Raw genomic sequence first — 13233 nt, 5'->3', positions numbered from 1 at the left:
GCCAAAGTCTGACACCGTTCCTTAATACATCGTTATTCTATGTATACTATACATTATTTCACAAATATCGTCCAGCATATGGAAAAAGCACACCCGCATTGCGGATGTGCTTCGAAAACTGCAAATGTTCTTATTAGTGCATCATGCCTTGTGCTTTGTGCTGTACAATGACACGTTTCAGGAAGAAGGCGACAACCAGTCCAACAATAGCCATAATCATTCCGAAGATAAAGGCGTTCTGAACCCCATGTGTAAATGCCGGAACAATATTGATAGGATCGGCCGGATTAGTTACGGTCTTCATGAAGCTCTTCGAGCCAGCGGTCATGATGCTGACTGCCAAGGCAGTACCGATTGCACCGGCTACCTGCTGCAGTGTATTCATAATGGCCGTTCCATCGGGATAATATTGCAGCGGCAGCTGGTTAATCCCGTTCGTCTGGGCAGGCATCATAATCATCGAAATCCCGATCATCAGCGCACTATGAAGCACGATAACGAACACAACGGTGGATGTTGGAGTGATGCTGGAGAAGAACCACAGGGATACCGCGACAATGACCAACCCTGGAATCACGAGCCACTTAGGTCCATATTTATCGAACAAGCGTCCCATAATCGGGGACATCAGACCATTGATAATTCCGCCTGGAAGCAGGAGCAGACCGGCTTTAAAGGCAGTATAACCTTGGCCTTGCTGCAGATACATCGGAAGAATCAGCATGGATGAAAGGATAACCATCATACAGATGAAGACCATAAGCACGCCAACTGTAAACATAGGATATTTGAATGCACGCAGATTAATCATCGGCTGCTTCATCGTTAATTGGCGAACAGCGAACAGCACGAGTGCTACTACACCGATAGCGATGGCAATAATTACTTTCGGGCTTCCCCAGCCGGCTTCTTCACCGGCACTGCTGAATCCGTAGACAATGCCTCCAAAACCTAACGAAGACAGCAGAATGGAAAGTGCATCAATTTTCGGCTTCGTCACTTCAGAAACGTTCTGCATAAACAGAATTCCGAAGATCAGTGCAGCTACCAGGAACGGCAGCGACAGCCAGAAAATCCAGTGCCAGCTTAAGCTCTCAATCAATAGTCCGGCAATGGTTGGGCCGATTGCAGGAGCAACCATGATCACGAGTCCAATCAGTCCCATCGCGCCCCCTCTTTTCTCGGCTGGGATGATGAGCAGAATCGTATTGAACATCAGCGGCAGGAGCAGTGCAGTTCCCATCGCTTGAACGACACGTGCCGTGAGCAGAAACTCAAAACTTGGCGAAATGGCAGCCAGGAAGGTTCCCAGAATTGAGAAACTTACTGCAGCGATAAACAACTGTCTTGTTGTAAACCATTGCAGCAGCAGACCTGAGATCGGAACGAGAATTCCGAGTGTCAGCAAGTAAGCTGTTGTCAGCCATTGGGCCGTTGTAGGCGTGATATTCAGAACCTGCATTAAATCCGTCAATGCCACGTTCAACGCAGTCTCACTGAACATGCCGATAAATCCGGCGAGCAATAAGGAGACGAGGATCGGAATTGTCTTGAACTTTCTTTCTGGGGTTTGCTTCTTTCCTTGCATCGTTGCTTCCACTCTTGTATCCTCCTGAAAATGTATAGTTTTCTCTCTATATTCTTTCTTGTCAATCCAGTATGGCAGGTATAGCTCTAGCAGCTGCAAGCAGCGGCTGTGTATTGCGGTACGTCAATGTCTGGAGCAGTGCCCCTTCAAACAAAGAAATCACAACGGAAGCCTTATCGGCTGCCATTTGTTGATCTGTGCCTTCAGCAAGCAGCTGTTGCATGACAACGTCCTGCCAGTCGTTGAATACGGCTTGGCATGCTGTCCGCAGCTCCTCGCTTACGCAGGAGGTTTCTACAGACAGCCAGAAGCTGAACGGAACAACGCCTTTAAAGGTTGAGTTCTCAGCATCAGCAGCCATTCCCAGAATGAAATCCTGAATCGCGATTGACGCACTTTTGCCATTTTCCACATAATGGCGCAGCTGTTTAGCGACGATCTCACTGGTCCGGTTAATGCAGGTCAAAGCCAGCTCCTCTTTGCCACGGGGAAAATAATAATATAGTGATCCCTTCGGCGATTCACTGTCTTTGATGATCTGACTTAACCCGGTAGCATGGTAACCTTGGGTAAAAAACAACCTTGAAGCGGTGTCCACAATCGCCTCCCGTGCATTGTGCTTGTTCGACAAGCTCTACACTTCCTTTTACTTTTATAACAATCGGTCTACATAATAAAACCACGGAAGAGGCCTAAATGTCAACGTGAAATTATTTTAAAATTAAACTTTACGCTGCCTATTGAAAATCACCGCTCTAGCTAGATAAGGAACTGCAGATCAAATTGAAGAACTTGAAAATGAAAAAACTGACCAAGATAAAGCCACTTGGTCAGAGTTTTTAACCTGTATTCAAAGCAGAGTCACTAATCCAGTTCCTGACACCACTCTCTCATGTTGATAAATATCTTTTTAATAACAAGACTGCTTTAGCCCGGTCATTGGTACCGATCTTGGAATAAATGTCACTTAAATAGTTCTTTACCGTTCCCTGAGTCAAAAATAATTTTCCGGCAATTTCCTTTGAGTTATATCCTTCAATAAGCAGCCTTGCAAGGTCAAGTTCTTTTTGCGTTAGCTCAAGTTCCTTACCTGCTTTTTCAAATCCCCTGTTCTTATTGCGGATCGTGAGAGCAAGCTTTTTTGCCACTTTACCAGTAAGCAGCAAATTTCCGGAGAGCGCTTCATCGATGGATTGAACAAGCTTCTCTCCATCGATGTCTTTAAGCAAATAACCGGAAGCTCCGTTGCATAAAGCCTCTATAATATACTCATCATCGTCAAAGGTTGTTAAGATGAGTATAATCACATGCGGGTGGAGCTCCTTAATGGCTTCGGTTGCCTTTACGCCTCCCATACCCGGCATGCGAATGTCCATCAGGATGACATCCGGAACAACCGAGTGAAGCCGTTCAAGCGCTTCTTCGCCGGTTTGGGCCGTCCCAACGATCTCTATCTCCGATCTTATCGAAAGCAAAGTTTCCAGACCTTCAAGCATAATTTTATGATCATCCACAAGCATGACGCTGATTTTGCGATCGCTATCCATTAACCGTCCCCCTTTGCAACAGGCATCCGGACATGGAGTGCAAATCCCTTCATAGGCTCACTTTGCACACTCAACTGACCTCCGATGGCCTCTATTCTTTCTTCCATCGTTTTCAGACCAAACCCAAATATGAATGAATCGCTGCCGATTCCATTGTCCTTTACCCTAATATGAATCGTATCTTGCTGCTCAAGGACAGAGATCTCCATTGCACTTGCTTTGCCATGTTTTAGCGCATTGGTGATCGATTCCTTTATGAAGTTGATCATAACATACTTCTGAAGAGAGATTAGATGGGTGACCTCCTCAAAATGTAAAATAAATTGAACGCCCGTCTGCTTTTCCGTATCGGTCATGATCTTCTGTATTCCTTCCTTAAGCCCCAAGTCGCCAATAGTCCCTTCCTTTGCTTTTAATGTTTTGACAACCTGACGGATATTGCCGAGTCCTTGCTTCAGCTGCTCGCGTGCGATGAGGATCTTCCGAAGAGATTCCTCCGGTTTTCTATCGAAGAGCAGTTGGGCTCCCTCAAGGGCGACGATCGCTGTAGTTAACGTGTGTCCCACCGTATCATGAACCTCTTCCGCAATCCGCGTTCTCTCTTTTAATGCCGCCATCTCTTCTCTCGTTCTAGCTTCCTGGATCAAAGATTCGTTTAATCGAAGGTTCATATCCCTTTGATTGAGCAGCAGCTTGGTGCTCCAGATTGGTATTACCAAAAACGAATAGCTCAAAATATGGAACATATTCCGCCATAAATCTTCTCCTCCTGGTGACCACAAAAAAATGTAGGCTAAATATCCACCATAGGCAAACGGAAAAGCGTACCACGACTTGTAGTGTAAGAGAAGATCCGCAATAAAGAGAACAAATACGATACTCTCGATTTCTGTTCTGCTTCCCAGGAATAGAAGAAAGAGGAGAACGATTTCGACAATCGGGGATACGGCTACAATGGGATGATACTCGGGATGATTTAACACTCGTTTCGAGTGTCTTAAGAAATAAAGCGCGATCAGGATCGAAACCACCGCAAAGCCTTTATATTGAGATAAAACAAAGTAAAGCAATAGCAGGGCCACGTAAGAGCATGCCAGTCCATAGAAAAATAATTTCGATACTTTCGTATTGCTTAGGGTATGAACTGTTGAAATATTCATGAAACCACACATCCTTTAGAAATCGCTCACTTCACAGCATGATTCCTAGAATGGCCGCAATGACGCCTACAAGCACTGGTATGGCTTCCACCCCGTGAATGATGACGGATGGCCAAAAGCTGCGATATCTGACATTTAAAAAGCCGAAAAAAAGCGATCCGATGAGAATCATAGGAATATCCGTTATTTTATGCAGGTGGTAAAAAGCGAACAAAACGCCGTTCATGGCCCAATCCCATCTTCCAAAGGCTCCCTTCATCTGCGGCAGCAGAATGCCACGGAAGAACAACTCTTCTCCCAGTAAATAATTAAACAAACAACTGACAAGCGCAATACCGAGCAGATACCAGGCACCGACAAATTCAGGAGCCATCAGATTTTGTATCTTTGTATACTCCTGAGGAGCCATAAACGGGAAAATCCGGTTGAGCGCTTCTCCTACAAACTGGAACAAACCTGAGTTTTCAAAGAAAAAAGCGTATAGGATGATCGGAAGCGTGAATGAATAAGCGACTTTGTAGACTTTAAACTTTTTCGGATGAACCGGATGATTCAGCCACAGTCTTTTTTTCAGCTTCTCCCAGCTTAAACTGCCCAGTTCTTTTTTCAAGATGATGACAGATAATACAAACTGCCAGATCATGCCGACAATCATAAGCATCCAAAAGACAATAAGCGGATGAAAACTGACGATTGGCACCAGAAACGGCATCAGTCCGAATCGAATAAAGAACATTGGCAACGTGACTAAAGCCCATAAACCCAATATTTTACCGACACTATACTGCTTGATTTCTATTTCGTTATTCAACCTTCCCGCTCCTTCTTGACAAATATATTCCCCGTCGTAAATATATTAAAAAAGACCGTCATATGATAAGTGACGATCGTCATAAACCATCCGAAAGAAGGGAGTTCTCCCCCCAATTGGACGGTGCTTCTGTCGTTCAGTTATTAGCAGAAAAAAGCCCTCAATCCCGAAGGAAAGAGGGTCTTAAAATGATGTGCCTACTGTGCTATTTCAACTGTAAGCATCTACTATTGATGTTTTTCCAGAACTCGTAACACCTTATAATCTCAATTTCCGATTTGTCTTTATTTCACATTTTAATTAAAACAGCTTTTTTCAAGAATATACTCTTCGTTGGAATTTTTTAAAACTATATCAAATTTTTGATGATGCGGATGCATAAATAAATCATATTGAATTCTACGCTCTTCATGAGATTTTCTTAAATAATTAATATCTGTTCCTCTTTCAGAAACATCACGTATACTCCTTCTCATCAACTCGGTTTCTCCATCCGTATATAAGTAAACTTTCAGGTCATACAAATTTGGGTCTGTAAAGGCAACACTCATGCCTTCCACTATATTTATTTTGTTGTGTGAAGATATTAATGTATTCTTTGTATAATTCGTGCCTATTGTATAAAAATCTAAACCATCTCTTAACATATGAATGTCTCTTTCTAAAGCGAATATATTATGAGCAGCAGGGTGACAAGCCGTCATTTTTTCATGATGATGTTCATTGTTATATTCATAGTCGATAAAAGTGTATTTCCTAAGATGAGAGCTGACAATATAGGGGTCAGTATTAATATAATTCACATCATCCTGTCCCAGAAGCTTTAAAAAATTATGGGCAAACGTTGTCTTTCCAGATGCACCATGACCCGAAATTCCAATGGTGACTCTTTTAACCTCACCGCTGATCAAATTGGCTATCTTCTGTAATACCTTATCCATATTTACCCCCATTTCATTCTATTAATTGATGTTCATTAACACAAAAAAAGCGCAGAGTTGTTGGTTTCAACACTACGCTATCATTGGTCATGCGGACATCTTTTTTTCAACTTTTCGAGCTAGTTTTAATGCACCCTGATCGATATATTTCATATAATAATGCGACAATATAAATAAGGGCACCATGGAAACCATAAACGTAATTGCATAGGCAAGATTATAACTAAAATGATGAATCACTTTACTAAACAGGAACGCGGAGAATGTATTTAGGAAAGTGAAATGAATGAGGTAAATGGAAAATGAAATCTGTCCTAAATAAGCAAACGGTTTCCATCCAAACATAAGCTGCAGCACTTTTAAACGAAGCAAAGCAAACAAAATCATAGCAGAACCTAGGGTTCGTGCAAGAAGTCGTGGATCGATGTTAAATTGAGTCCATTCATTGATATTTTTTGTCCACACTTCTACGGGTTCGTACATAGTCCCCAATAATGCAGTATAAGGCGCCGAACCTAAGTAAATCCCCATTAAAAGCACAAGTACTGCCGTTATTTTACTTTGGCCCCATTTTTGCTTGAGCAAATCGGCAAGCAGCATTCCCCACAAAAAAGCGACAAAATAGGTTTGAATCAACGCAATGGATAAGATCACATACACAATCCATCTTTTTTTCACTCGTCCAAATAAAGCAAGAAAACCAAAAATTAAAAAAGAGCCTAATAGCTCATAGCTCATTGTCCAAAGAAATGGATTGTAAGGCTGTGCTTTAAAACGGAAAAACGGATCAAAAATAGCAGCCTTGATAAGGGTATATACATTTGTATCTAAAGCGTAGTAGTCCTTTTTCATATCCGTCCATGTTGTTCCCCATATTTCTTGGAGATGAAAGGCATTCGTAATAATTGCTAGATACACAAGCAATATGGATGCCGCTGCCGGTATGGCAAGCCGAATGTACCTTCGTATGGCGCTGGAATGCAACAATTTTTGAAATTTCTCACTATCGAGCTTTTTCTCAAACATTTTGACACTGAGCACATAACCACTTAGCACAAAAAACAAGCAAACGGCAAATTGTCCATTATAAAATAAATTAATCGGAGAATGTCCGTACCAGATATCCCATTCAAAATGAGCTTGTTCCGGTCTTCCATTTAACGCAGCTGGATAAAATACTTGTATGTAGTGCGAAATAACCACGGCAAATGCCGCGAGTCCTCTAATGCCATCCAAATAGAAGAGCTTTTTTTTCGGATGTCTCTTTATTCATTTTCCCCTCTACTTTCACAGATAAAACTATTATAACATGCGACTTAAATTTCACTGATTCCCTTTCCATCAAAGTGTTATATGCCCTCATGACTAGCAACAAATCCAAGTCGTTCATAGAACCGATTCCTAATCTTGCAGTCCCCGGAATAATAGTAAGCTGAAGACAACCAATATCTCATTGTTAAAATACTATATTACAATGGTATACCTTCTTCAACAAGACTAGCCTTTGCTTCAGTAAGTTCCACTCAACGTTGCAGCTTCTTTCGCTGTAGACAACCATCAGATGAGAAACTATTCCGCCCCCCTTAGAAGGTATTACATCTATGTTTGCTTCTAAAGGGAGGTTTTAATCTTCTAACCTGCGTGAGCTTGCGTTTCCTGTTAACGGAAAAGTTATTATTATCTGTATTTTTATAGACTGTAAAGATTCTACTTTAGTGAATAGTTGTTTCGAGAGCTCTGTCCAGATCATGTGATGCTTCTATAATGGCTGGCTCCAAATTACTCAGCCATTCGGAATACTCTAGACATGTTACCATGGATGGATCCTTCCTTAGCTTCTTGCATCGCTTCAAATTCTCTTTCCATCCGCCACTAAGATGTAATAGCCCCCAATCTGCTGCTTGGCTTTTAGACAGAATGACACCTTCCTGCCACCAAGCTATAAATTTGGAAGCTAACAGGAGCCAGTCAACGGAATGTAGGCTATTTCCCTTACCAAACTTCCGCATGCACTTGGCATATTCTTTAAAAAAGCTAATGAACTCTTCCCTCGAGTACGATGGCACATTGTCTAGATGGGACTTACCATACAACAAGATACTCTGCTCCTTGATCGTGTACAGGGTGAACAGGTCTAATTGATTTTCCGTCCAGACGGATTCACGCTTTGTTCCCCACCATAAGCCGCTGCCCTTCCCCCCACTCAGCATACCAATCGTAAGAAAGGCACCCTCAAGCATATCGGTGTAGAGGTTGGGGATCTGTCTATCGACGGATCTTCTAAGAAGGGATGATCTATAAATGGATCTTTGTTTGTTTAAAAGTTCAATTTCATTTTGGCTAAGGTCCTCACCGATTACAACGAGAAAAGAACCCTATCTTCTGTCTTATAGTTAGTTCAATAATCAATCCACGTCTTCCTCAGCCACCGAATGAATACCTCAGGTTCGTTTGGGTCAAATACCTCTATCCCGTCGTCTTTTATAAAGCCCTCTATATCTATGTATAACCGTGCTAATTTTTCAAATCCAGCTTCATCTGGCGTTTGAACTATAATTTCTAGTTAGAATAAAAATAGTAAGTGTTTGTTTTCTTTCATCTTCTTTATAAATCTAACGATTCCTCGAATGATAAATATTGATAAAATGATAATAATGACTGGAGCAATTTCTAAAATAAAAACAGGAAATAATGCTGATAATGAAACGAAAATCTCGTAAATAAAAAAATAATCAACTATTCCAACAACTACAAAAGACATTACAATCAATTGAAACTTCTGATAATAATAACTAAGCCTATAATAGGCTCTTCTTAAGTAATCAAAAGCAGCTTTCATATTTCACCTCAATTCAATTTATTTACAATATGCTACGATTTTGTTTAAAAGTGGTTCCATGTTTTACTTTAGTTCAATCTATATAAAACTCTATACACCCGGAACGAATAATGCCCTTCCGGCTTCCTGCAGGGAAGCGAAAGGGCTGAAAAGTTTGTTTTCTTGTTATTTGGAACTTTGTACTCGTTTTTTTGAAACGTTTTCTGCTTAATCGGCCTTGTCGGCAGCCTCATAGATAAGGCAGCGCAGGGCCTGATTCGGATAGCGGAATTCCGCTGTATAGCTGCTTCCGTCTTCCAACAACAGTTTCACGGCCACCATCCCGCGTTTGTTGTTAACCTCGGTATCGGTCAGATAAGCTTTGACAATGTTTCTTGTTTCCCCCTGCTTGTCCGTAACGATCTGGGTGGCTTTTTGAATCCAGCTGGCATCCTTTTGAATGGCACTGGCGGCGGCTTTGTCGATGGGAGTTCTTTTCAGCGCCACATTAATTGCTGTCGTATCTAGCACGACCCCGGTTTTCGCATCAATTATTACGTGATATTGCCAAAATTCCTTGCCTTGTCCCCGCAGGGTTTGCGACTTATAAGGAGACCAATGAACGCTCCAGGTTGGATGCTTGTCCGGTCTTAGTTCATCTAGAATAACTGTCGTTTGCAGCTTGGAAATATCGGCATCAAACAGCTTGCGCACACTTTCAGCCGCCAGCACCTGCGCTTCAGCCTTGCTGAACTCCTGCGGCAGGGGGGGCGCAGTCACATTCCGTTTGGACAAGATGTAATTGACCCGGTAGGACCAGTCAATCAGCTGCAGCAGCTCTTCATCGGTCAAACTCCGCTCCGGGTATGTGTACGTATTGGTCTCCAAATCCAGATACACTTCTGCTTGTCCCGGCTTTAACGGCAGCTTCTGTTTGGGGCGGAGCCCATCATACACATACTGGTCATCCAGAACCAGTCTGCGGTTCACTTCTGATTCGGTCATTTCCCGGCCTGAATTATGAGGATCGCCCGGCTTGTCTATGAAGTCATAGATCTGCTGGATTTGCGCATCAGTCATCTGCGTAAGCAGGTCTTCTTTCACAGTGGACACCGGCGCCGGTGCCTCCACTTTCAGCACAGGGACGGTACTTCCGGTTAAAGCCAGCTGGGCACTACCCTGAATTTCCGGGCTGTTCTTGGTGACGACTGCTGAGTTCACAAAGCTGGGGACGAGAGTCGCGCTGACAGTGAGCACAGCTCCTGAAAATAGGATAACAGCTAACGTAGCGGACAGTTTGTTCTTGCTCAATTGTATTACCTCCATTGGGATCAAAGATGTTGAATCTGTCTATACCTTAATCCCAAGATGTTATGGAGTAGGAGGACAGTTGTTATGGAGTTGTAAAAAGATGCGGATGCTTGTCCCTTCACCAAGAACAGATTGCAGCTCAACTCTGGCTTGATGCGCCTCGGCAATTTGCCGGCACAAGGAGAGACCGAGACCGGCATTGCCATAGGTCCGTGAACGTGCAGGGTCTGCCCGATAGAACGGCTCGAAGGCACGCTTGCTCTGTTCCGCCGTCATCCCGCTTCCGCTGTCACGCACTTCCAGCACAGCCTCCCCGTTCTGATTATAGGCTAGCAAGCGGATCTGGCAGCCTGGCTTTGAAGCATGAATGGCATTTTCGATTAAATTCACCAGAAAGGATGCCAGCAGATCGGCATCTCCCCACACGGTGGGGATGGAGCTGTCAATCTGCAACAGTATTCCGTTCTCTGTTAATTTTTGCTGTTCCGTCTGCACTACCGCCTCGAACAGTCCGGAAACATCCACCTCTGACTGCACCAGAGGCTGGTGCCGGAGGACGGACAAATCGAGCAGCTTAAAGGCAAGATTCTTCAGCCTGACCGTTTCACTCCAAATATAGCGGCCGGCCTTTATCTGTTCTTCCTGGCCAATGTTCGCCGAAGTGAGAAATTCAGCGAACCCTTGCATACTGGTCAGCGGTGTACGCAGTTCATGGGCAAGATTATCGACCATCCGCTGTTTATCCTCGGCCATGTCGGAGAGATCGGTCATCCGCTGCTCCACCACCGAAGCCATCCGGTTGAAATTAAAAGCCAGTTCCCCGAATTCATCTCTGCTATGCAGCTCCACACGGTTCGAATAATTGCCCTCAGCGATTGTCTTGGTCGTCTCCGACAGCTGCTTGAGCGGCTTGGTCAGTTGGCGGATGAGGAGATAGAGCAGCAGCGCCAGCACCGGACCTACAATCCAGTTAATCATTACAAAGAAACGGTTCAGCTCCTGCTGCTGGGCATACAGTCCGCTGATGTCGCGCTTATAGGCCAGCTCCATATGCTGGTAAGGAGCAGGAAGCGGCATGGATAACCGGATGGTATGTTCATCCTGCATACCGTCCTTTCCGCCTGTATTCGGGTAGATTAGCCGACCGTTCTCCCGCAGCTCCAAGCCAATTCCTTGTGTGCGGTAGTGTTCACCATATGATTCAGCCACACTGAGCAGCAAGACAGGGGTGAGGGTGATGCCCCGTGCCAGGATAGAATCAAGATTCTCGTATATATTATTGGCAATCAGCAGCTGCTCGCTGGCCGCCCGCTTGGTCTCGCTGTCCATGTTCAGCTGCCAGCTTTTTTTCATCACCATAATTACACTTACATCGAGGGCTGCAATGAAGAGTACGAGGACGGAGAGGAGAATCTTATGCCAGAACCGCATGGCTAGACCTGAACTTCCAGGCGGTAGCCCAGCTTGAATACGGTTTTGATTCGTTCTTCCCAGCCCAGTTTTTTGCGCAGCTGACGGATATGGACATCCACGGTGCGGGTGTCGCCGGCAAAATCATAGCCCCAGGCCAATTCAAGCAGCTTTTCCCTCGAGAGGGCTATATTCCGGTTGCGGATCAACACTTCGAGCAGCTCAAATTCCCGGGTGGTCAAATCCACCGGCAACTGATCTACCCGGACCTGACGTTCCGAAAACCGGACCTCCACCTCATCGCAAATAAAAGCAGAGGCAGTTTGTTCGTTCCTGCGCAGCACGACATTGATACGGGCCAGCAGCTCAAGGATTTCAAAGGGTTTTATAATATAATCATCTGCACCTAACTCGAACCCTTTGATGCGATCTGCCAATGCATTTTTGGCCGTAATCAGAATTACCGGAATCCGCAAGTGGGCAATCTGCTGCATCACTTCAAACCCGTCCATACCCGGAAGCATCACATCGAGCAGAATAAGATCCGTTCGTTCCTGTTCTAGAATTCCAGAAACCTCTGAACCGGTATAAACTTTGGAATACGTGTGTCCGACCAGCTTAAGGTTCATGGTAATCAAATCACTGATCGGTTGTTCATCTTCAACCACTAGTATATGGGCCATCCACTGAATATCCTCCTGATTCCTATAATAGCGAACATTTCTGTTCACATAGACTTCGTCCGCTAGCATAAGCTTACAAATTTAAGGCGCATTCTTTACAATCCGGACGGTCACGTATCGGTAAAGCCTCGGTCGTCCAGCACAACATAGATCATATTCAGCCCTTCTTTCCTGTGTTGTTAACTATTTACACTTTAACATACCAGATTTCAGAATTCTTCATGACTCTTTAGGTTTGGCGCTGTAAATCACTTTTTTAAGTCTCTTTTTTTGGCAGAAGGAAACTGGCAGTCAAAAAATAGCGTAACTTTCAACGCTGAAGGAGTCAAAGAATAATTCATCTGACTTGAACTGTTGAACCGACTGAGCCATGTGGACTATGGACATTACCTACACGAACGTAAAAGATGGAAATATTGAGATTAAAAAAGTCTTTTCTGATTGCTAGTGGCAGAGGGATCAGCTATAATTTAATTAATTCCAATGTGAAAGGTGTGAATTAGATGGGCAAAGATATCAAATCCAAAGGAATCCCCAGACCATTGGTCAAAACCAACCAGGCAGTTATCGTGATCTCCGTACTGTTAACCTGGCTTACAGGACAACATTGGATACTTGCGATTCCCCTAGCCGCCGGCTTGTCCGGTCTACTGTTCGGATACAATCCCGTGATGAAGGTTGGGGTAAATTTCCTCAAAAAAGAACGCTCTGCTTATGTGCACGAAGATTGGGAGCAGCAGCAATTTAACCAAAGCATAGCCGTCTTCTGTCTTGCCGCTGGTCTGATCAGCTTTCTGGCAGGCTGGAATGTTGCCGCATATATCTTCACCGCATTGGTAGCGGTCGCAGCAACTGTCGCTATTCTCGGATTCTGCATTGGCTGCTTTATCCATTACCAGTGGAGAATGTTCAACTACAGACGCAAACAGGGAAGCACTCAATAACGCTGTATAGCGTGTAATGA

12 protein-coding genes are annotated in these 13233 nt (G+C 44.0%); 1 reads left to right on the top strand and 11 read right to left on the bottom strand.

Translation table 11 applies throughout. From position 1 onward, the window contains the following. Positions 1–133: 133 nt before the first annotated feature. The 11 genes from NSS79_RS15855 to NSS79_RS15805 all read right to left on the bottom strand — a co-directional run bounded on the left by NSS79_RS15855 (position 134) and on the right by NSS79_RS15805 (position 12269). Complete coding sequence (locus NSS79_RS15855; protein ID WP_038599661.1) at positions 134–1588, bottom strand: DHA2 family efflux MFS transporter permease subunit; 1455 nt, start codon at positions 1586–1588, stop codon at positions 134–136. Between the two features lie 61 nt (positions 1589–1649). Then, on the bottom strand, positions 1650–2219 hold the full coding sequence (locus NSS79_RS15850) for a TetR/AcrR family transcriptional regulator (protein ID WP_342440079.1): 570 nt from the start codon (positions 2217–2219) through the stop codon (positions 1650–1652). Positions 2220–2478: 259 nt separating this feature from the next. Next, positions 2479–3108, bottom strand: coding sequence for a response regulator transcription factor (locus NSS79_RS15845; RefSeq protein WP_342440384.1), 630 nt, complete (start codon positions 3106–3108; stop codon positions 2479–2481). Positions 3109–3134: 26 nt separating this feature from the next. Then, positions 3135–4295 carry a sensor histidine kinase gene (locus NSS79_RS15840; RefSeq protein ID WP_342440078.1) on the bottom strand — a complete coding sequence of 387 codons (1161 nt, stop codon included), beginning with the start codon at positions 4293–4295 and terminating at the stop codon, positions 3135–3137. A gap of 31 nt (positions 4296–4326) precedes the next feature. Then, complete coding sequence (locus NSS79_RS15835; RefSeq protein WP_342440077.1) at positions 4327–5106, bottom strand: CPBP family intramembrane glutamic endopeptidase; 780 nt, start codon at positions 5104–5106, stop codon at positions 4327–4329. Positions 5107–5402: 296 nt separating this feature from the next. Further along, positions 5403–6047 carry a phosphoribulokinase gene (locus tag NSS79_RS15830; RefSeq protein ID WP_342440076.1) on the bottom strand — a complete coding sequence of 215 codons (645 nt, stop codon included), beginning with the start codon at positions 6045–6047 and terminating at the stop codon, positions 5403–5405. 87 nt (positions 6048–6134) lie between these two features. Then, the gene (locus tag NSS79_RS15825; RefSeq protein WP_342440075.1) at positions 6135–7283 is read right to left on the bottom strand and encodes an acyltransferase; all 1149 of its coding nucleotides are present in this window, start codon (positions 7281–7283) and stop codon (positions 6135–6137) included. Positions 7284–8610: 1327 nt separating this feature from the next. Further along, positions 8611–8886: a hypothetical protein gene (locus NSS79_RS15820; RefSeq protein ID WP_342440074.1), complete on the bottom strand. Its 276-nt coding sequence runs from the start codon at positions 8884–8886 to the stop codon at positions 8611–8613. A 207-nt stretch (positions 8887–9093) separates the two neighbouring features. Next, positions 9094–10176 carry a hypothetical protein gene (locus tag NSS79_RS15815; RefSeq protein ID WP_342440073.1) on the bottom strand — a complete coding sequence of 361 codons (1083 nt, stop codon included), beginning with the start codon at positions 10174–10176 and terminating at the stop codon, positions 9094–9096. 60 nt (positions 10177–10236) lie between these two features. After that, positions 10237–11529 (bottom strand): HAMP domain-containing sensor histidine kinase, encoded by a 1293-nt coding sequence (locus NSS79_RS15810; protein ID WP_342440072.1) that lies wholly within the window; start codon positions 11527–11529, stop codon positions 10237–10239. 80 nt (positions 11530–11609) lie between these two features. Next, a complete protein-coding gene (locus tag NSS79_RS15805; RefSeq protein WP_342440071.1) occupies positions 11610–12269 on the bottom strand; it encodes a response regulator transcription factor in 660 nt (219 codons plus the stop codon). 503 nt (positions 12270–12772) lie between these two features. On the opposite strand from NSS79_RS15805, the gene NSS79_RS15800 reads away from it, so the two are divergent. Beyond that, positions 12773–13213 carry a DUF4395 domain-containing protein gene (locus NSS79_RS15800; RefSeq protein ID WP_342440070.1) on the top strand — a complete coding sequence of 147 codons (441 nt, stop codon included), beginning with the start codon at positions 12773–12775 and terminating at the stop codon, positions 13211–13213. The last annotated feature ends 20 nt before the right edge of the window (positions 13214–13233 follow it).

It is taken from the genome of Paenibacillus sp. FSL L8-0436, from assembly GCF_038593025.1.
Classification (GTDB): Bacteria; Bacillota; Bacilli; order Paenibacillales; family Paenibacillaceae; genus Paenibacillus_AQ.
Note: the sequence above shows the minus strand (reverse complement) of the source record. Positions and strands in the feature narration are given on the sequence as shown.

Excerpts from the sequence above, each read along its gene's own strand:
- NSS79_RS15855 (WP_038599661.1), bottom strand. The coding sequence starts at position 1,588 with ATGCAAGGAAAGAAGCAAACCCCAGAAAGAAAGTTCAAGACAATTCCG.
- NSS79_RS15845 (WP_342440384.1), bottom strand. The coding sequence starts at position 3,108 with ATGCTTGTGGATGATCATAAAATTATGCTTGAAGGTCTGGAAACTTTG.
- NSS79_RS15840 (WP_342440078.1), bottom strand. The coding sequence starts at position 4,295 with ATGAATATTTCAACAGTTCATACCCTAAGCAATACGAAAGTATCGAAA.
- NSS79_RS15830 (WP_342440076.1), bottom strand. The coding sequence starts at position 6,047 with ATGGATAAGGTATTACAGAAGATAGCCAATTTGATCAGCGGTGAGGTT.
- NSS79_RS15820 (WP_342440074.1), bottom strand. The coding sequence starts at position 8,886 with ATGAAAGCTGCTTTTGATTACTTAAGAAGAGCCTATTATAGGCTTAGT.
- NSS79_RS15810 (WP_342440072.1), bottom strand. The coding sequence starts at position 11,529 with ATGAAAAAAAGCTGGCAGCTGAACATGGACAGCGAGACCAAGCGGGCG.
- NSS79_RS15805 (WP_342440071.1), bottom strand. The coding sequence starts at position 12,269 with ATGGCCCATATACTAGTGGTTGAAGATGAACAACCGATCAGTGATTTG.
- NSS79_RS15800 (WP_342440070.1), top strand. The coding sequence starts at position 12,773 with ATGGGCAAAGATATCAAATCCAAAGGAATCCCCAGACCATTGGTCAAA.